This window comes from Streptomyces sp. NPDC046805, assembly GCF_040645355.1.
GTDB lineage: Bacteria > Actinomycetota > Actinomycetes > Streptomycetales > Streptomycetaceae > Streptomyces.
In genome coordinates, this window is sequence record NZ_JBEYYC010000027.1 from 1 (window position 1) to 18,518 (window position 18,518).

The window sequence follows — 18,518 nt, forward strand, 5'->3', positions numbered from 1 at the left end:
CCACGGACACGATCCGCTGGGACCGGACGCGGAGCGAACGCGGGAGACCAGCGTGCCCAAAACCGTTCGGGGCACACGACCGAGCACGAGTCCTGGCAGCAGGACTCACTCCCGCTCAGTCTCTAGGAACGGTCGCAGCAATCTCCTGGCTCAGGGGCCGGGTTGAGCGGGCGCCGCCGCCGGTCTGCAGCCGAATGCCGGGGAGAACCGGCGAAGGAGGCCGGATCCCGTCGGTCCATGGCCGTCTGCCCGTACTCCTGGTGGATCGGAGCACGGTCGGAGTTCAGGCCAACGCGTTGACGGCTGCCCTGAACAGGCGTGGCAGGCGTGCTGCGGTGGGCATGATGTGCGGGGCGAGCACGGGCTGCTGTCGCGCTCTTACCAGCAGTTCGGTCAGGAGCCGATGCCGGCGGGTCGCGTTCGCCCAGTCGGTTTCGTACCGGCTGGGCGTGCCACGACACAGGTTGGTGACCAGGGCTTCGGCGCCGGTGAGGGCGAGGGAGAGGCCCTCACCGGTCAGCGCGTCGATGTAGCCGGCCGCGTCGCCGACGAGCAGTACCCTCCCGTGGGCCCGGGTGCGGACTCTCTGACGCAGCGGTCCGGCGCCCCGCACCGCGGTGACGGCCGCCTGCGGGGGGAGGCGGTCGGCCAGCTCGGGGAAGTTCTCGAGATGAGTGGCGAAGGGGGCTCGCCGGGTCGTCAGCATGGCGATGCCGACGAGTCGGGGCCCGAGGGGGGTGACGTACGCCTCTGTGTGCGTTCCCCAGTGCACCTCCACATACGGTGACCACGGGGGCACCGCGTAGTGCCGGCGCAGCCCGTAACGAGGTACGCCTCGGGTCTTCACCTCCAGGCCCAGGCAGCGACGCACGGGTGAGTGCAGTCCGTCCGCGGCGGCCAGCCAGCGGGCACGCAGCCCCGTCCCGGGGATTGTCACGCCGGTGACGTCCTGCCGTACCTCCTCCACCCGCAGGGGCAGTACGGGCACCCCGGCCGCCAGCACGGCCCGGTGCAGGATGCCGTGCAGGTCGGTGCGGCGCGCACCGGTGCCGGGGCCGTGGCGGAAGACGGCCTGGACCTGGCGGTGGTCCTGTACATAGCGGATGCCGGCGATCGGGTGACCGGGGACCTCCAGGCCGAGCGCGGCGAGAGAGCGGACGACGCCGGGCATCAGACCCTCCCCGCACGCCTTGTCGACCGGCGCCTGGCGCGGCTCGGCGATGACGGTGTCGAGACCGGCGCGCGCGGCGTGCAGGGCAGTGGCGAGGCCGGCGGGCCCACCGCCGGCGATCAGCAGGTCGTGGCCGCCGCTCACGCGGGTGCTGCTTGGGTGAGGGCCGCGTTCTCGCAGCGCACCCGGACGGTGAGCAGCACCGCGTTGGCCACGGTGAACACCGTGGCGGTCAGCCATGCGGAGTGCACCAAGGGCAGGGCGGCGACCTCCACGACGACGGCGAGGTAGTTGGGGTGGCGCAGGAAACGGTAGGGTCCGGCGCCGACCAGCCGCGCTCCGGGAACGACGATGACCCGGGTGTTCCAGTACGGTCCGAGTGCGGTCACGCACCACCAGCGCAGGGCCTGGGCCAGGACGGCGAGCGCCAGCATGGGCCACCCCAGAACCGGCAGGAACGGCCGGCCGGCGAGCACGGGTTCGAGCAGGCAGCACGCGAGCAGGCCCGTGTGCAGGGCGACCATGACGGGGTAATGGTCACGGCCGTGCTCCACACCGGCGCGGGAGAGGGTCCACGCCGCGTTGCGCCGGGCGACGACGAGTTCGGCCCCGCGTTCGGCGGCGACGGCGAGAACGAGAAGCGCGTACCACGGCATGAGGCCCTCACCAGCGCAACAGGACGAGTTCGGAGCAGAATCCCGGGCCCATGGCCAGCATCAGCCCCCACGTGCCGGTCTCGGGCCGACGGGACTCCCGGATGCTCTGCAGGATGTGCAGCACGGACACGGACGAGATGTTCCCCACCGTCTCGAGTGAGCGCCGTGAGGGTTCCAGGGCATCGCCGGGCAGACCGAGGGCGTCGTCCACCGCGGAGAGAACCCTGGGACCTCCCGGGTGACACACCCAGGTCCCGATGTCGTCGGTGGTCAGGCCGTGTTCGGTCAGGAAGGCACGTACGTTCCGGCCGAAGTGGTCCCTGACGAAGCCGGGGACACCGGCATCGATCAGGACACGAAATCCGCCTGCGCCGATGTCCCAGCCCAGGAGCTGTCCGGTGTCCGGGTACAGGCAGCTACGCGTGGCGACGACGAAGGGCCCGGCCGTGTCCCCTCGGGCGCAGCCACTGCCCCGTGCGACGAGCGCCGCCGCGCCGTCGCCGAACAGGGCACCGGCAACGAGGTTGGCCCGGGAGGCGTCACCCTGCTGGAGCGTCAGCGAGCACAGTTCGACGGTGAGCAGCACGGCGGTGTCGTCGGGGTGCCCGCGAAGGTAGTCGTGCACCCGGGCGATGCCGGCGGTGCCCGCGACACAGCCGAGGCCGAACACGGGAAGTCTCTTTACGTCGGGCCGCATTCCCATGCGCCCGGCCAGCCTGGCGTCGAGCGAAGGAGCGGCGACACCGGTGATGGAGGCGCAGACCAGCAGGTCGACATCAGCCGGTCCGAGTCCCGCCTCGCGCAGTGCTCCGGTGAGGGCTTCCTCGCCCAGTTCCAGGCCCGCCGTCATCCACGCGTCGTTGCTGTCCCCGAAGTCGCCAAGAAGGGCGTACCGCTCGATCGGCAGGGCGAGATGACGTGTACGCACCCCGGCGGACGCGTGGATGCGGCGCAACAGGGCGCGGTCCGCACCCGGGGCTAGGCACAGATCGCCGATCGGCTCGGTGAGGTCCTCCTGGGCGTAACGGTGCGGCGGCAGCCTGGTACGGACAGCCGCGACGGTGGTCGCTGTGGCGGCGGGCGCGGCTCTGCGGTGCAGGGTGGTGGGCGGGGAAGGGGCATGCTCGACGATCACGGGGACACGCATGTCATTCATGCCTTCCTCGCCTGGGACACTCGATTACCTTGCGTACGTGTCCGTCCACCCGTCTGGGGCTCTGCCGCGCACGACACACCGAGTCCCGGCGTTGCTGCGCTCGTGTCATCCGGAGCCGACGGTCGCCGTGACCGTGTTCGTGACGTGCCTCGCCGCGGTAGCGGGCCGGGGAGTGACCGGGACGGTGACGGTGGCCGTGGCAGTGCTGTCCGGTCAGCTCTCGATCGGATGGTGCAACGACGCGGCCGACGCCCAGCGGGACCTAACCTGCGGGCGCGGCGACAAGCCGGTGGGAACCGGCGAGATCCCGCGCTGGGCGGCGGCCTGCGCGGCCGGAACGGCCTTGGGCTTGTGCGTACCGCTGTCGCTGCTGAGCGGGGTCGCCGCGGGAGCCGCACATCTGGCGGGCGTGGCCGCCGGCTGGACGTACAACCTGCGGCTGAAGCACACGGCGCTGTCCCCCCTGCCCTACGCCGTGGGTTTCGGCTCCCTGCCCCCCTTCGTCACGCTCGGCCTGTACCCGCCGTCCTGGCCCGCCTGGTGGGCGGTGACCGCGGGGGCCCTTCTTGGCCTCGGAGCTCACCTGGTGAACGTCCTTCCCGACATCGAGGACGACCTCGCGACGGGTGTCCGTGGTCTGCCGCACCGGCTGGGGCCCCGGGCCTGCCGGTGGCTGGCCCCGTTCGTCATGCTGACGGCTGTGGGCGTGCTCGCCGCAGGACCGTCCGGGGCGGTCGGAGTCACGGACTGGACACTGGCGGCGGCCGCGTCGGTCGCGGTGACGGGTACGGCTGTGCCGTATCAGGCCGGCAGCCGGTGGCCGTTCCGGGCGGCGATCCTGGTGGCCGGGATCGCTGTGGCCCAGCTTCTGCTGCGCGGTTCGGACATGACGTGACCCGCCGCACCCGTGGGCCCCGCCAGGCCTCGGAGACGGCCCGGTACTCCGCCTGGATCCGAGACGGCCGACACCCGAACCGTTCCTAGAGACTGAGCGGGAGTGAGTCCTGCTGTCAGGACTCCGTCGTCACGCTCTGTCCTGAACACCGGGAAGCAGGACTGGTGACGGCGCATACACAGGCATCGGCCTCTTCATCCCGGCCCTTGCGTTTCCGGGGGCCGCGGGCGGGGACTCGCCGTCCATGGTGTCGTACGAAGCGGAGCAGCGCGTGCGTGCGCCGATGCTGCGGGCCCGTTGGCTGACGCAGACGTTCGTCAACTGGCCCTGTCGACCGGAGTCCGTCCAGGCTCTGCTGCCCGGGGAACTGGTCGTGGACGAGTACGACGGGGCCGCCTGGGTATGTCTCACCCCCTTTCTCATGGCGGACGTTCGCCCTCCCGGAGTGTCCGGCACGTTGCCAGGGCTCCCGACGTTCGCGGAGACCAACCTGCGGACTTACGTCCGGCGCCGGGACGGACAGGACGGATTGTGGTTCCTGTCCCTGGAGGTCTCCTGTCCGCTCATGCTGGCAGCCCGTGCCATCGGGGCGCCGTACCATCCGGGGACCCTGCGCGTCCTGGCCGAGGGGGACACCGTCGCGTACGCCGGTTCGCGGAGGACCGGCCGGGCCTCCTACCGCCTGGACGTCCACACCGGCGGCCCGATCGAACCGACAGAGCGGGACGTGTGGCTGACCTCGCGCTGGCGGGCGTACACGCACAGCATGGGAGTCCTCTGGGAGACACCCGTGGAGCACGAGCCATGGCCGCTGGCCGCCGCCGCTGTCGAGACGATGGAGGAGACACTGACCGCCGCGGCGGGCCTTTCCACCCCTCCCGGCGAGCCCGTCGTGCACTTCTCCGAAGGCGTCCGGGACGTCCGGCTGGGGATCTCCCGTCCACTGTCCCCGCCGGGCCGTTCCTGATCTCCATCCGACGCGGAGCCGCATGCATGCATGCGCAGAGGCGATCCGAGGCAGTCAGAGGAAACCGCTCTGATTCGCCCCCGATTCGACCGGGGCTGCTCGGAGCCGATCAGAGGCATTCACCCTCTGGTACGGCTCGGAGCCGGCCGAGGTCGGGTCGGTGTCGATCAGACTGCGCCCTCCACGACGGCACTCCGAGTCGATCTCGGTCGAGCTGCGACGGGGACGTCCGCCTCCGACTGCTCTCGGCGGTGGTCGTCCTCCCGTAAGTTCTTGCTCTTGCGCAGGTAGAGGTCTATGAGAGGGACGGCCATCGGCGGTGGGGCTCCTTGGCGCTCGGATTGCACCGCCCCCCTTGCCATACGCGCCCTCCATCCCGCGTCCAGGGAACCTGGGTGGGTGTCCCGTCCGGGGACGGCCGACCGCCCAGTTCAGCGCTGAGCTGAGCAAAGCCTTCTGGATCACGCCTGCGGACCGCACAAACCCCGGCCCTGTGACGGACTGGCCACAGGTGGGACCCCGCCCCGGAGCCGCGCCCCGGCGCCCTCATGAAGCCACCCCGGCAGACACCCCGACCGACATCACGCAGGAGCCACTCATGGGCCAACCCATCGAACGTCTCTCCGTCGCGGGGTAGAAGGTCGTCGGCGGCGGCCCGTCCCCCCTCGGTGGAGGACCCGCGGCGGCGTCTCACCGAGATGCGGTACGTCTTCATCAAGTTCCCCAATTCGCGCGAGGCAACGTATGTCGGCGTCCGCATGGACGAGGCGGCCACCGATCTCGCCCAGACGGACTTCGCGGGCGGCACCGGCAGCGTGCACATCGAGAGGATGCTGATCCTCAACACCGTCAGGGCGCGCTGCGTCGCCGACGTCGAACTGTCGTCGCTCAGCGGCACCGGACACCTGGCGGTCCTGGAGGAGTCGGCCGTCCGCTGATCCGTCGTACCGCGCACCGCAAGGCGGGCCCCCGCCTGCGCCACGCCGGAGCCATCCCGCTGAGCCCGCCCGCGCCTCGCGTGAGTTGAAGAAATGCATCCTGCATTATTCATTGACGCGGCTACCACCTGGGCCTACTGTCATGCCCTGTTCGAAGCGAAGCGCGATCGTAGGCGCAGTCAGCCATCGTGTACGGCACCTTCCCTAGGAGCGGTCAGGTGACTTCAACTTCCCCCTCAGCCCCCGCGGTTGACGAACGGACCGTCGATCCCCGTAAACGGCGAAGCGCGATCGTGGGCGCCTACCAGGGCCTGCTCGTGGACTTCATCGACCTTTATCTGCCGGTGATCGCCCTCGGGCCTGCGACGATCTATTTCCAGCCTCCGGGGCTGTCGCCCGCGACGAGTACCACCCTGTACTTCGTCATCTTCGCGGCGACACTGCTCGGCCGGCCGCTGGGGGCTCTGGTCTTCGGCTCGTTGGCAGACCGGGCGGGCCGGCGCCGGATCACCATGATCTCCGTGGCCGGGTTCTCGGCCTGCACCCTGGCCATAGGCCTGCTGCCGGGCTATGACTCGATCGGCATATGGAGCCTGGCCCTGCTCATAGCCCTGCGTTTCATCGACGGCATCTTCCTGGGCGCGGAGTACACCGCCGCGGTGCCCCTGGCCTACGAGTACTGTTCCAAGGAAAAGCGCGGGCTGGTGGGCGGCATCCTCGCCGGAGCCTACTGCGCGGCGTTCATCCTCCTCTCCTTGCTGACACTCCTCGTCCTGCGGATCGCTCCGGCGGGCGGGACCGACTCGTCGTATGTCCAGTGGGGTTGGCGGATCGCGTTCTTCTTCGGTGCCGCGTGTGGTGCCGCCTTCCTGGTCTACCGCCGCAAGCACCTGCCCGAGTCGGACCTGTGGGAGAAGTCCAGCAAGGCGAAGGCGCCGCTGCGCGAGGTGGTGTTCGGGCGCGAACGGGCTTCGTTCTGGCAGGTGTTCATACTCATGACCGGGCTCTGGATCACGTCGTCCATGACCGCGTCCGTGGTCCCGGACATGCTGAAGAGCTACCACAAGCTCGACGCGACCACCCTCACCTGGACCCTGCTCATCACCAACATCCTTCTGTACGCGGGCTTCATCGGGGCCGGAGTGGCGAGCCAGCGGGTGGGGCGGCGTCCCTTCCTCGCCGTGATGGGTGGCGTCATCGTCGTTGCGGGCAGCGCGAGTTACTACGTCTTCATGGACGGAGTGATTCACGGCGTCCTCGCAGTCGCCGCCATGTCGGTCGTCGTACAGTTGGTGATCAGTTCCGTGTTCGGCGTCGCCACCTGCTATGTCAACGAACGTTTCGGAACCAGCGTCCGGTCGTCCGGTTTCGCGATGGGGTACAGCTTCTCCTTGATCATCCCGAGCTTCTACAGCTTCTATCTCCTGGGCCTGGCCGACGTGATGCCCGCTCGGTTCGCCCCGATCCCGCTGCTGATCCTGGGCGGGGCGCTGGTCACCATCGGGGCGCTGTGGGGGCCCGAGACGCGGGACCTCGACTTCCGCGTCAGCGGCCAAGCAGCACATTGACCCAGAGAATGCATTCTGCATCGTAAGAGAGGAGGAGACCGTGCTCGATGCGGCAAGCAGAGCGCTGCTCCAGCAGTTGGCGGAGGCGGGGACGAAACCCTTCTCCCGGATGACGGTCCATGAAGCACGGGACTGGTCGGAGCGAATGGGTGAGTCCCGGGCAACGGGACCGCGGATGGCTCAAGTCCGCGATCACCAGGTCGCGGTGAAGGACGGCGCCATCGACGTCCGGCTGCTCGTCCCGGAAGGGGACGTCCACGGCCTGATGGTCTACTACCACGGCGGAGGATGGGTCATCGGCGGCATCACGCAGTCCGATGCCTTCGCCCGGGTCCTGGCGGAGCGGACCGGCTGGGCCGTCCTGCTGGTCGACTACCGCCTGGCCCCGGAACACCGCTATCCGACCGCCGTCGACGACGCGTGGAGCGCCCTGCTGTGGGCCGCGGAACGGACAACGGAACTCGTAGGACGGGACATTCCGCTGTGCGTGGCGGGCGACAGCGCGGGCGGCAATCTCGCCGCGGTCATGGCCCAGCGCGCACGGGCGGCCGAAACCCCCGACCTCGCGCTCCAGGTCCTCGTCTACCCGGCGACCGACACCGACACCGAGCGCCCCTCCTACCTCGCGCCCGACAACCAGCTCTTGGTCGACCGCGACAGCATGCTGTGGTTCTGGGACCACTACGCGCCCGACGCGGCCGCACGCGCGGAGCCGGAGGCGGCTCCGCTGCGCGCCGACGATCTCGGCGGGCTCGCGCCGGCCATCGTCATCACCGCCGAGTTCGATCCTCTCCGCGATGAGGGGATGGCGTACGCGGACCGGCTGCGCCGGGCGGGGGTGCGGGTCGAATCCGCGCACTTCCCGGACCAGATGCACGGCTTCTTCCCCCTGGTCGGTGTCCTGCCCGGCAGCGACGCCGCCGTCAGTCATCTCTCTCGTACCATCCGCCGGCTCCTCGATACGGACCGGCTGGACAGGAGCAATTCATGACCTTGCCTGACACCTCCGACGCGGGCTCCGACGCTCGCCCGCGCTCGTACGACGCCGTGGTCGTCGGCTCTGGATTCGCCGGTATGTACATGCTCTACCGGCTGCGCGAACTCGGAATGACGGTCCGCGCCTACGAACGTGGCGGTGACGTGGGCGGCACCTGGTACTGGAACCGCTACCCGGGAGCCCGTTGCGACATCGAGAGCGTCGACTACTCGTACTCGTTCTCCCCTGAGTTGGAGCAGGAGTGGCGCTGGTCGGAGAAGTTCGCCACCCAGCCCGAGATCCTCCGTTACGCCAACCATGTCGCCGACCGCTTCGACCTGCGGCGTGACATCCAGCTCAACACCAAGATCATCGCTGCCTCTTACGACGAGGCCGGCGGGCGATGGGAAATCAGGAGCGACGCCGGCGAGGAGATCCGCGCCGACTACTTCATCCTGGCGACCGGCTGTCTTTCGGTCGGCAACGTCCCGGTCATCCCGAGGCTCGACACCTTCGCGGGCAGCGTCCACCACACGGGCAACTGGCCGCACCAGGAAGTCGACTTCGCGGGACAGCGCGTCGGCGTCATCGGTACGGGATCGTCGGGCATCCAGTCCATACCGCTCATCGCCCAACAGGCCGCGCACACCGTCGTCTTCCAGCGGACGCCGAACTTCAGCCTTCCGGCACACAACCGGGAGCTCGACGACGACTACATCCGCGACGTGCGCGCGGGCTATGACGCCCGCCGGGAACTCGCCCGCTACAGCAACGGCGGCGTCCCACGCGTCGACACCACGGTCAAGGCGTTCGACATCCCCGACGACGTGCGGCACGAGACGTACGAAAAGCTCTGGAAGGAGGGCGGCCTCAACTTCGCCAACGCGTTCGCCGACCTCAGGACCAGCCATGAGTCGAGCGAGACGGCCGCCGAGTTCGTCCGGCAGAAGATCCGTCAGATCGTGGAGGACCCGAAGACCGCCGAGCTGCTCACCCCGACGACGTATCCGTTCGCCACGAAGAGGCCGTGCGTGGACACGGGATACTACGCGACCTTCAACCGGCAGGACGTGGAACTGGTCGACGTCAAGGCCGCGCCGATCCAGGAGATCACGAAGACGGGCATCCGCACCGCGAAGGCCGAGTACACGCTCGACGCCATCGTCTTCGCGACCGGCTTCGACGCCATGACGGGAGCGATCAACAGCATCGACATCCGCGGACGCGACGGCGAACGGCTCCGCGAGACCTGGGCGGCCGGTCCGCGCAGCTACCTCGGACTCGCCTGCGCCGGCTTCCCCAACATGTTCACGCTCGCCACCGCCGGCAGCCCGTCCGTCCTGGGGAACATGCTGACCTCGATCGAGCAGCACGTGGAGTGGGTCGCCAACCTGATCGACTCCTCGCGGACCGACGGAGCGGTCGTCATCGAGGCGACGCGGGAAGCCCAGGACGAATGGGTGGACCACCTGCGGGAGATCGCGGACAAGACGCTCTTCCCCACGGCCGCTTCGTGGTACATGGGGGCCAACATCCCTGGAAAGCCACGGGTCTTCCTGCCGTACGTCGGCGGAGTCGGCACCTACCGGCGGCTGTGCGAGGACATCGCCGCGGACGGCTACCCCGGGTTCACCCGAGTAAGGCAGTCCGTTGCGCGGTGAGTTGGGTGCGCGCCCGGCGAGGAGGTCACTCGGGCGGCGACGGCGAGCCCAGGACGTAGCCATGGGCGTCGGGGCTCAGGGTCTGCTCGTGGACCTGCGCGGCCATGGCGCGGACGCTGCGCACGGCGGCCTCGACGTCGCGGCTCTCCATGGCCTCGACCACCGTGGTGAAGCCCGCGACCCACAGGTCCCACAAATTGCTCGAGCCGCTCAGCCCCATGAAGCGGCGCCCGCGGCCGAAGACCATCTTCCAGACGGCCTTGAGGTCGGGGTTGGCCGCCCGATCCACCGCCATGCCGAAGATCTCGGCCACGGCACTGGCCGCGGCCGCGGGGCGACTGCGCTTGACCGCCGTGCCCATGTCCTCCAGGAGCTCCCGCAGGCGCACGAGATCATCGTCGGAGAGATTCGGCAGCGCGCGTTCCACCGCTCCCGCGTACAGGATGAACTGCATGTCCAGGGTCGCCACGGCCTCGTCGAGGTTCATCTGCGCCACGCGGCGCCAGCGGTTCGGGGAGACCTCGACGAGTCCCTCGTGGGCGAGTTGAGCGATCGCCTCCCGTACCGGGGTGATGCTCACCCCCATACGCGCGGCGACTTCGCCGTCCTTGAGGACTTCGCCGGGCGCGAGGACCCCGGAAATGATCTCGGCTCGCAGTTGACTGAGCACGGCTTCGGTACGCGTGGGCGGAACACTGAAGGACACAAATGCATCCTACATCAGTGCCTGTTTCCGCCTCCGCCGGCAAGTGAGAACGTAGAGAGGCTTCCTTGATTTCACCGACCCACCAGCAGACCTACGACCGCAGCATCGCGGAGCCCGAGGCGTTCTGGCGTGACGCGGCCCGGGCCGTGGACTGGATCGAACCACCGTCCACGATCCTGGACGCGACGCACCGTCGATGGTTCCCGGACGGCGTGCTCAACACGTGCTTCAACGCGCTGGACCGGCACGTGCGCGCGGGACGCGGGGACAAGACCGCGCTGATCCACGACTCGGCGATGACCGGAGCCCAACGCGAGTACAGCTATGCGGAATTGACGACCCTGGTCGCCAAGTTCGCCGGTGTCCTGCGGTCGCTGGGCGTCGAGCGCGGGGACCGCGTCCTGATCTACCTGCCGATGGTGCCCGAGGCCCTCGTCGCGATGCTCGCGTGCGCGCGCATCGGCGCGGTGCACTCGGTCGTCTTCGGCGGCTTCGCCGCGGCCGAACTCGCCGCGCGTATCAGCGACGCCCGGCCGAAGGTCGTCGTCGCGGCGTCCTGCGGCCTGGAACCCGGCCGCGTGGTCGAGTACAAACCCCTGCTCGACCAGGCCCTCGACGCGTGCGACCACCAGCCCGACACCTGTGTCATCGTGCAACGTCCTCAGGCGGTCGCCGACTTGGGCGCGCGGGACCTCGACTACGCCTCGCTGATGGCCTCCGAGGAAATACCGGAGGCCGACTGCGTCGCGCTCGCCGCGACCGACCCGCTCTACATCCTCTACACCTCGGGCACGACCGGAAGGCCCAAGGGCGTGGTCCGGGACCACGGCGGCCACGCGGTCGCCCTGTCGTGGTCCATGATGCACGTCTACGACGTCGGCCCGGACGACGTCATGTTCACGGCCAGCGACATCGGCTGGGTGGTGGGCCACTCCTACATCGTGTACGGCCCGCTGCTGGCCGGCGCCACCACGGTGCTGTACGAGGGCAAGCCCGTGGGCACCCCGGACGCCGGAGCCTTCTGGCGCCTCGTGGAGCAGTACGGGGTGAACACCCTCTTCACGGCGCCCACCGCGCTCCGCGCGATCAAGCGACTCGATCCCGAGGGCGAGCACCGTGCCCGGTACGACCTGTCCTCGTTGAGGAACCTGTTCCTCGCGGGCGAACGCCTCGACCCGGCCACGTACGACTGGGCCGGCGAGGTTGTCGGGGTCCCCGTCACGGACCACTGGTGGCAGACCGAGACCGGCTGGCCCGTGACGGCGAGCCTGCGCGGGCTGGACGGACCGCCCGGCAGACCGGCGTCGTCGGGACTGCCCGTGCCCGGGTTCGAGGTGCACATCCTCGACGACGACGGCCGCCCGCTGCCGGTGCGCGAAGAGGGCGCCGTCTGCCTGAGACTGCCGCTGCCCCCGGGCACCCTGACCGGCCTGTGGAACGACGAACAGCGCTTCGTCTCCTCGTACTTGTCGCAGTACGAGGGCTACTACCTCACCGGCGACGGCGGGTTCGTCGACGAGGACGGCTATGTCTACATCCTGGGCCGGACCGACGACGTCATGAACGTCGCCGGCCATCGGCTCTCGTCCGGGCAGATCGAGGCGGCGGTGGCGTCCCACCCGGCGGTCGCCGAGGCCGCAGTGATCGGGGCCCGGCACGAACTCAAGGGCCAGGTGCCGCACGCGTTCGTCGTCACCAGGACGGACTACGCCGGCTCCGACCAGGACCTGGCGACGGAGCTGTCCGCCCTCGTGCGCCGGGACGTCGGCCCCATCGCGACCCTGTCCAGGGTCGACGTGGTGAACGGCCTGCCGAAGACACGCTCCGGCAAGGTCCTGCGCAAGACCATGCGCCAACTGGTCGACGGAGAAGCCGCACCCGTCCCGTCGACCATCGAGGACATCTCGGTCCTCGACGACTTCCGCGCGGCCCTGGCACAGCGAGCCGTGCCGTCCGCGACCCCCCGCGACAAGGAATGAGAGAACGATGACGACTGCCGTCAAGAATCAAATCCTCGCCCCCGTACAGGAGTTCATCAACAAGCCGAAGCGGCTGCTGATCGACGGCGACTGGATCGAGCCCGTCGAGCAGGGCGGCTTCACCACGATCGACCCGGCGACGGGCAATGTGATCTGCGAGGTACCCCACGGCACGCACCACGACATCGACCGTGCCGTGGCCGCCGCCCGACGGGCCTTCGACCACGGCCCGTGGAGCCGGATGCGCCCCAACCAGCGGGAGAAGTTGCTGTGGCGCGTCGGTGACCTCATCGAGGCCAAGGCCGATGTCTTCGCCCAGCTCGAGTCCATCGACAACGGCAAGCCGGCGTCCATCGCGCGGCGATCGGACGTCGCGCGGACGGCCGACCTGTTCCGGTACTACGCCGGTTGGGCCACCAAGCTGGAAGGCAGCACGGTGGACGTGTCGATGCCGCGCGTCACCGAGGGCGAGTTCCACGCCTTCACCCTGCGCGAGGCGATCGGCGTCTGCGGCCAGATCATCCCCTGGAACTTCCCGCTGCTGATGGCCGCCTTCAAGCTCGCCCCCGCCCTCGCGGCCGGCAACACCGTCGTCCTCAAGCCCGCAGAACAGACCCCGCTGACCGCCCTGTTGCTGGGCGAGGTCTTCTGCGAGGCCGGTATGCCGCCCGGCGTGGTCAACATCGTCACCGGCTTCGGCGACGCAGGGGCGGCGCTCGCCGCGCACGACCACGTGGACAAGGTGGCGTTCACCGGATCGACCGAGGTCGGCAAGAAGATCGTCGACGCGGCCAGGGGCAATCTGAAGAAGGTCTCGCTCGAACTGGGCGGCAAGAGCCCGAACATCGTCTTCGCCGACGCGGACTTCGAGACGGCAGTGGAGGGCTCGGTCAACGCCTGGCTCAGCAACCAGGGCCAGGCCTGCGTGGCGGGGACACGCCTGTACGTCGAGGACGCCATCTTCGAGGAGTTCATGCGGGCCGTCGCCGAACGGGTCAGCAAGGTGAAGATCGCCCCGGGCCTCGACCCGGCCAGCGAGATGGGCCCGTTGGTGTCCCAGGAACAGCTCGACCGAGTGACGGGCTACCTGGAGCAGGGCCTCGCCGACGGGGCTCGTGCGCTGACCGGCGGCAGGCGGCGCGGAGAGCAAGGCTATTTCCTCGAACCCACCGTCCTCGTCGATGTGCGCCCCGACTTCAGTGTCGTCCGCGAGGAGATCTTCGGCCCCGTGGTCGTCGCGATGCCGTTCTCGGCCGCCGACGGTATCGACGCGATCGCCGACGTGGCCAACGACACTGACTACGGCCTGGCGGCCGGCGTGTGGACGCGGAACATCTCCACCGCTCACCGCCTCGCACGGCGGATCAAGGCAGGTTCCATCTGGGTCAACCAGTACAACGCCAGTGACTTCGCGCTGCCGTTCGGCGGCTACAAGCAGTCCGGCTGGGGACGCGAGCTGGGCACCGACGGCATCCATCTCTACACGCAGGTCAAGGCCGTGAACATCGCCCTGTGACGCAGGGCCCGAGCACACCGCTGCGCGTCCCTCCCGAGCAGGGGGGACGCGCAGCAACACCCTTTTCCTCTTTTCTCGCTTTCACTCGCTCTCGTAAGGAGTCACCATGCTCGCCGCCGTACTCACCGGCACCGGCCAGGACAAGGTCGAGGTCCGTCGCGATGTCGAGACGACGGGATTCGGCCCAGGAAAGGTCCGGGTCGCCATACGGGCCACCGGTCTGTGCCACTCCGACCTGTCCGCGATCTCCGGCAAGCTGGCCCACCCGGTGCCGGTGGTGCTCGGGCACGAAGGGGCCGGCGAGGTCCTGGAGGTCGGCGAGGGTGTCACCCACGTCCGGCCCGGCGACCGCGTGACGGTCAACTGGCGTCCCTCCTGCGGAACATGCGGACTGTGCCGGCGCGGGCAGAGCAACCTCTGTCCGAGTGGCGCCGCCGCCAGGCACGTCACGGGATTCACCGCAGGCGGCACCGATCTGTACCGCTTCGTGGGCGCCGGCACCTTCGCCGAAGAGATCGTGCTCGACGCGGGGTTCGCGGCTCCGATTCCGCAGGACATCTCCTACGAGGCCGCCGCCCTGATCGGCTGCGGCCTCACGACGGGCTTCGGCGCGGCCGTCAACACCGCCGGAGTCCGGCCGGGCGACACCGTGGCCGTCATCGGCTGCGGGGGCGTGGGCATCAGCGCCGTCCTGGGCGCCAGGACGGCCGGCGCCGCCCAGATCGTCGCCGTGGACCCCGTGGCCACCCGCCGCAAGTGGGCTCTCGAGTTCGGCGCCACCGAGGCCGTCGCCCCGGAGGAGCTGGCCGACGCCGCCGCCCGGCACACGGAAGGCCTGGGATTCGACCACGTCATCGAGGCCGTCGGCCGCCAGGCTGCCGTCCGCTCCGCTTTCGAGGCGGCGCGCCCCGGCGGCAACGTCTGCCTCGTCGGCGTGGCCGGGCCCGAGGAGATGTTCCCGGCCAGTCTGATGGAACTGTTCGCCGGCGAGAAGCGCGTACTGCCCTCGGTGTACGGGGGAGCCGACGTCACGCGCACTTACGGGCGGATCATCAATCTGGTGCGTGCCCGACGCCTCGACATCGAGTCCCTGGTCACCCACCGGCTGCCGCTGACCGAGATCCACGAGGCCATCGACCTGATGCACCGGGGCGAGTCGCTGCGCGTCATGCTGACCACCGACTGACAGTGAGGATTGACCATGGCATCGCTCGGGGGTCCGACTCTCCGACTGGCTGACGCTTCGGCTGACCTTGGCCGGAATCGTCGGCCTGCCGGGCGGTGCCGCCTGGCGTGTGGCCGGCCCCGCGGTCGTGGGCGCGCCGCAGGGCCCGTACGACCGCGGGTGAGGGTGGCTCCTCCGCGGGCAGCCAGTGGGAAGCGCCCGGTCCTCGCGGCTTCGATCACACCGCGAGGACCGGGCGCGTACCCGCTTTCGACCGCCTCGCACCGTCGTGTTGTACGACGCGGAGCGCAAGCACACTCAGGCGCTCACCCGGCTCAGATGTTCCGGCAGACCGCCTGGGTGAACTCCGCCGTCCCGGCCGACCCTCCCAGATCCCGCGTACGCAGCCCCTGCTCGAGTGTCTTCTCGATCGCCCCCATGAGATGGGCCGCGGCGGGGCCGAGGCCCAGGTGTTCGAGCATCATGACCGCTGTCCACATCTGGCCGACGGGGTTGGCGACGCCTTGGCCGGCGATGTCCGGGGCCGATCCGTGTACCGGCTCGAACATGGAGGGGTAGCGGCGCTCGGGGTTGAGGTTGGCGCTGGGGGCGACGCCGATGGAGCCCGCGATCGCGCCGGCCAGGTCGGAGAGGACATCGCCGAACAGGTTCGACGCGACGATCACCGAGAAGGACTCCGGCGTCGCCACCAGCTTCGCGGCCAGCGCGTCGATCAGGACGTGTTCGACGGGCACGCCTGCCTTGTCGGCCACCTCCTGGACGACCTCGTCCCAGAACGGCATCGTGTGGATGATGCCGTTGGACTTGGTGGCCGAGGTGAGCTTCGCGTTCCTCGACGCGGCCAGCCGCGCGGCGTACTCAGCGACTCGGGTGACGCCGGTCCTGGTGAAGATGGCCTGCTGGAAGGCCGCCTCCTGTTCCGAGCCCTGGTACATCCGGCCGCCGATCTGCGAGTACTCGCCCTCGACGTTCTCCCGCACGACCACCAGGTCGATCAACTCGCCCGAGCGCACGGGGGAGTCGACTCCGGGCAGCGCGCGTACGGGACGGAGATTGACGTACTGCATGAACGCACGGCGTATGGGGATGAGCAGACCCCACAGGGTCACGTCGTCGGGGATCTCCGGGTCGCCGACCGCGCCCAGGAAGATCCCGTCCCCGTCGGACATGCGGTCGAGACCGTCCGCCGGCATCATCACGCCGTGCCTGCGGAAGTACTCCGAACCCCAGTCACGATGACGCCAGTCGATGCTGACGCCGTACTCACGTGTCACCGCGTCGACCGCTTCGACGGCGGCCGGTACCACCTCCAGGCCGATGCCGTCCCCGGGAATGAGGTCGATCGTGAAACGCGACCTCGACTCCGGTGCCCCGGCCTGGGCAGTCTCGTCTTGCTTACCCACCATTGGGCCTCCCTGTTACCCACAGCACCTGGCCTGTCATATGACGTGCGTCGTCGGAGGCCAGGAAGGTGATGACGCCTGCGAGATCCTCCGGCTGAGCCACTCGCGGCAGGGCGTTGCGACGGATCTGCTCGGCGCGGATCGACTCGTAGTCGACGCCGGCCGTGTCCGCCAGATGATGGGTCATCGGAGTCTCGACGTGCCCCGGACCCACGGCATTGACCGTGATGTCGAACGGGCCGAGGTCGAGCGCGAGCGAGCGCGTGAGACCCATGACGCCTGCTTTCGCCGCGGCGTAGTGCACGAAGCCGCGCTCGGTTCCGATGGACGCCTGCGAGGTCACGTTGACGACGCGCCCGGAGCGCCGACGCACCATCGATGCCTGGGCCGCTCGGGCGAAGTAGAACGATCCCGACAGGTTCACGTCGAGCATACGCTGCCACTCGCTGTCGCTGATCTTGTGGACCAACGACGTCGCGTGCAGTCCCGCGTTGTTCACGAGCACGTCGATCTCGCCGAGTGAGGCCACGATCGAGTCGACGCACCTGCCGACGGCCGCCGAGTCCGTGACGTCGGCGATGAACGGCTCGGCCGTCCCGCCGGCGTCCGTGATGGCCTCGACCGTGGCCGACGCGGACTCCGTGTCGCGGTCGACCACCGCGACGCGTGCGCCCTCGCGCGCGAAGCGCTCCGCACAGGCTCGCCCGATGCCGCTGCCCGCGCCGGTCACGATCACCACTCGGTCTTCGAAGCGCTTCATCGGCGCTGCTCCTCTGCGGGGACTCGGGCGGATCGCAAGGCGTCGATGTACTGGGCGACGCCCGCCCGCAGGTCGTACGCGGGCTCGTAGCCGATCTCGCGTCGTGCCGCGGACTTGTCGAGGTCCATGACCATGGGGCGGGGCGAGACTCCCGGCTCGATGTCGATGCCGACCCCGGGCACGAGTTCCCTGACGAGCTCCGCGGCCTCCCGCAGCGTGGCGAGTTGCCCGGTGACGGACAGCGCGGGGCTCTCGATTCCGTCCGACCGCAGTGCGAGGCACACCGCTCGGGCCGCGTCCTCGACGTGCAGCCAGTCCACGACCGTGTCGGCGTGGCGGACTCGCGTGCCCTTCAGGCCGGCCACCGGGCGCTCGACCAGGTCGACCACCGGTCCGCCGGCCGAGCCCCGGGGTATCGCGGTCGCCCGTCCGAACCCGTAGACGACGGTGAAGCGCAGGCCGACCGTCTCCATCGCGTACTGCCGGTTGTACTGCGCGCCGATCACCTCCGTCAGCGACTTGGTCCGCCCGTAGATGTCCGACGCGGTGTGCGGTGCGTCGTTGGCGACACTCGTGCCCGGCGTTCCCCATCCGTAGACCGCGGTGCTGCTCGCCCACACCACCCGGGCGATGCCGGCCCGGCGTGCCGCATCGAAGACGTTGACCGCCCCCAGGCAGTTCACCTCGACCGCGAGTTTCGGGTCGCCGTCGGAGCGCTGCGTCAGCAGTGAAGCCAGATGTACGACGCCGGACGCGCCCTCGATCGCCTTCGGCACGGCGTCGCGATCCCGCACGTCCAGGTTGTGCACCTCAAGGCGCGATCTGTCCTTCGCCCCGGTCAGCGCCTCGATCAGGGTGCTGTCCGGCTCCCGGTCCAGGACGACCACCCGGTGCCCTTGTCGGAGCAGGGCTTTGGTGACGTGACTTCCCACGAACCCGCAGCCACCTGTGACGACGACGCGCTCCATGGGTCTCCTTTC

General features: G+C 69.5%; 16 protein-coding genes and 2 pseudogenes. 11 read left to right on the forward strand and 7 right to left on the reverse strand.

Going from position 1 to position 18,518, the window contains the following annotated elements:
- Positions 1-126: pseudogene (locus ABZ910_RS26150) on the forward strand (transposase); the annotation flags it as partial.
- A gap of 157 nt (positions 127-283) precedes the next feature.
- Here ABZ910_RS26150 and ABZ910_RS26155 read toward each other — a convergent pair.
- The 3 genes from ABZ910_RS26155 to ABZ910_RS26165 are packed head-to-tail and all read right to left on the reverse strand — an operon-like array spanning position 284 to position 2,983.
- Positions 284-1,315, reverse strand: coding sequence for an NAD(P)/FAD-dependent oxidoreductase (locus ABZ910_RS26155; RefSeq protein WP_361369369.1), 1,032 nt, complete (start codon positions 1,313-1,315; stop codon positions 284-286).
- A complete protein-coding gene (locus ABZ910_RS26160; RefSeq protein ID WP_361369371.1) occupies positions 1,312-1,827 on the reverse strand; it encodes an isoprenylcysteine carboxylmethyltransferase family protein in 516 nt (171 codons plus the stop codon). Before ABZ910_RS26160 ends, ABZ910_RS26155 begins: the two co-directional genes overlap by 4 nt.
- Before the next feature lie 7 nt (positions 1,828-1,834).
- Positions 1,835-2,983, reverse strand: a complete 1,149-nt coding sequence (locus tag ABZ910_RS26165; protein WP_361369373.1) for a 3-oxoacyl-[acyl-carrier-protein] synthase III C-terminal domain-containing protein — start codon at positions 2,981-2,983, stop codon at positions 1,835-1,837.
- 127 nt (positions 2,984-3,110) lie between these two features.
- On the opposite strand from ABZ910_RS26165, the gene ABZ910_RS26170 reads away from it, so the two are divergent.
- The 7 genes and pseudogenes from ABZ910_RS26170 to ABZ910_RS26200 all read left to right on the forward strand — a co-directional run bounded on the left by ABZ910_RS26170 (position 3,111) and on the right by ABZ910_RS26200 (position 9,988).
- Positions 3,111-3,878: a UbiA family prenyltransferase gene (locus ABZ910_RS26170; protein ID WP_361369375.1), complete on the forward strand. Its 768-nt coding sequence runs from the start codon at positions 3,111-3,113 to the stop codon at positions 3,876-3,878.
- 244 nt (positions 3,879-4,122) lie between these two features.
- Positions 4,123-4,845: a DUF2071 domain-containing protein gene (locus ABZ910_RS26175; RefSeq protein ID WP_361369377.1), complete on the forward strand. Its 723-nt coding sequence runs from the start codon at positions 4,123-4,125 to the stop codon at positions 4,843-4,845.
- A 412-nt stretch (positions 4,846-5,257) separates the two neighbouring features.
- A pseudogene (locus ABZ910_RS26180) lies at positions 5,258-5,350 on the forward strand (SGNH/GDSL hydrolase family protein); the annotation flags it as partial.
- A 193-nt stretch (positions 5,351-5,543) separates the two neighbouring features.
- A complete protein-coding gene (locus ABZ910_RS26185; RefSeq protein WP_361369378.1) occupies positions 5,544-5,783 on the forward strand; it encodes a hypothetical protein in 240 nt (79 codons plus the stop codon).
- Positions 5,784-6,076: 293 nt separating this feature from the next.
- Positions 6,077-7,351 carry an MFS transporter gene (locus tag ABZ910_RS26190; protein WP_361369380.1) on the forward strand — a complete coding sequence of 425 codons (1,275 nt, stop codon included), beginning with the start codon at positions 6,077-6,079 and terminating at the stop codon, positions 7,349-7,351.
- 40 nt (positions 7,352-7,391) lie between these two features.
- On the forward strand, positions 7,392-8,342 hold the full coding sequence (locus ABZ910_RS26195; RefSeq protein WP_361369381.1) for an alpha/beta hydrolase: 951 nt from the start codon (positions 7,392-7,394) through the stop codon (positions 8,340-8,342).
- On the forward strand, positions 8,339-9,988 hold the full coding sequence (locus ABZ910_RS26200) for an NAD(P)/FAD-dependent oxidoreductase (RefSeq protein ID WP_361369383.1): 1,650 nt from the start codon (positions 8,339-8,341) through the stop codon (positions 9,986-9,988). The genes ABZ910_RS26195 and ABZ910_RS26200 overlap by 4 nt, the downstream gene beginning before the upstream one ends.
- A gap of 25 nt (positions 9,989-10,013) precedes the next feature.
- Here ABZ910_RS26200 and ABZ910_RS26205 read toward each other — a convergent pair whose 3' ends face one another.
- Positions 10,014-10,694, reverse strand: coding sequence for a GntR family transcriptional regulator (locus ABZ910_RS26205; RefSeq protein WP_361369385.1), 681 nt, complete (start codon positions 10,692-10,694; stop codon positions 10,014-10,016).
- 65 nt (positions 10,695-10,759) lie between these two features.
- Here ABZ910_RS26205 and ABZ910_RS26210 point away from each other — a divergent pair, with 65 nt between their 5' ends.
- The 3 genes from ABZ910_RS26210 (at position 10,760) to ABZ910_RS26220 (ending at position 15,375) form a co-directional block, all read left to right on the forward strand.
- The gene (locus ABZ910_RS26210; protein ID WP_361369387.1) at positions 10,760-12,673 is read left to right on the forward strand and encodes an acetate--CoA ligase; all 1,914 of its coding nucleotides are present in this window, start codon (positions 10,760-10,762) and stop codon (positions 12,671-12,673) included.
- A 7-nt stretch (positions 12,674-12,680) separates the two neighbouring features.
- Positions 12,681-14,189 (forward strand): aldehyde dehydrogenase family protein, encoded by a 1,509-nt coding sequence (locus ABZ910_RS26215; protein WP_361369389.1) that lies wholly within the window; start codon positions 12,681-12,683, stop codon positions 14,187-14,189.
- 106 nt (positions 14,190-14,295) lie between these two features.
- Positions 14,296-15,375, forward strand: coding sequence for an alcohol dehydrogenase catalytic domain-containing protein (locus tag ABZ910_RS26220; RefSeq protein ID WP_361369391.1), 1,080 nt, complete (start codon positions 14,296-14,298; stop codon positions 15,373-15,375).
- A gap of 314 nt (positions 15,376-15,689) precedes the next feature.
- On the opposite strand, the gene ABZ910_RS26225 is transcribed toward ABZ910_RS26220, so the two are convergent.
- From ABZ910_RS26225 to ABZ910_RS26235, 3 genes are read right to left on the reverse strand one after another with little or no spacing between them, the layout of a single operon-like run.
- Positions 15,690-16,781: a tartrate dehydrogenase gene (locus tag ABZ910_RS26225; protein ID WP_361369393.1), complete on the reverse strand. Its 1,092-nt coding sequence runs from the start codon at positions 16,779-16,781 to the stop codon at positions 15,690-15,692.
- Entirely contained in the window at positions 16,771-17,538 is a 768-nt protein-coding gene (locus ABZ910_RS26230; RefSeq protein WP_361369395.1) for an SDR family NAD(P)-dependent oxidoreductase, read from the reverse strand. Before ABZ910_RS26230 ends, ABZ910_RS26225 begins: the two co-directional genes overlap by 11 nt.
- Entirely contained in the window at positions 17,535-18,506 is a 972-nt protein-coding gene (locus ABZ910_RS26235) for an NAD(P)-dependent oxidoreductase (RefSeq protein WP_361369397.1), read from the reverse strand. Before ABZ910_RS26235 ends, ABZ910_RS26230 begins: the two co-directional genes overlap by 4 nt.
- Between the last annotated feature and the right edge of the window lie 12 nt (positions 18,507-18,518).

Coding starts and splice junctions, on each gene's coding strand:
- ABZ910_RS26200 (WP_361369383.1), top strand. CDS start 8,339: ATGACCTTGCCTGACACCTCCGACGCGGGCTCCGACGCTCGCCCGCGC.
- ABZ910_RS26215 (WP_361369389.1), top strand. CDS start 12,681: ATGACGACTGCCGTCAAGAATCAAATCCTCGCCCCCGTACAGGAGTTC.
- ABZ910_RS26230 (WP_361369395.1), bottom strand. CDS start 17,538: ATGAAGCGCTTCGAAGACCGAGTGGTGATCGTGACCGGCGCGGGCAGC.
- ABZ910_RS26175 (WP_361369377.1), top strand. CDS start 4,123: ATGGTGTCGTACGAAGCGGAGCAGCGCGTGCGTGCGCCGATGCTGCGG.
- ABZ910_RS26185 (WP_361369378.1), top strand. CDS start 5,544: ATGCGGTACGTCTTCATCAAGTTCCCCAATTCGCGCGAGGCAACGTAT.
- ABZ910_RS26235 (WP_361369397.1), bottom strand. CDS start 18,506: ATGGAGCGCGTCGTCGTCACAGGTGGCTGCGGGTTCGTGGGAAGTCAC.
- ABZ910_RS26165 (WP_361369373.1), bottom strand. CDS start 2,983: ATGAATGACATGCGTGTCCCCGTGATCGTCGAGCATGCCCCTTCCCCG.
- ABZ910_RS26160 (WP_361369371.1), bottom strand. CDS start 1,827: ATGCCGTGGTACGCGCTTCTCGTTCTCGCCGTCGCCGCCGAACGCGGG.
- ABZ910_RS26225 (WP_361369393.1), bottom strand. CDS start 16,781: ATGGTGGGTAAGCAAGACGAGACTGCCCAGGCCGGGGCACCGGAGTCG.
- ABZ910_RS26220 (WP_361369391.1), top strand. CDS start 14,296: ATGCTCGCCGCCGTACTCACCGGCACCGGCCAGGACAAGGTCGAGGTC.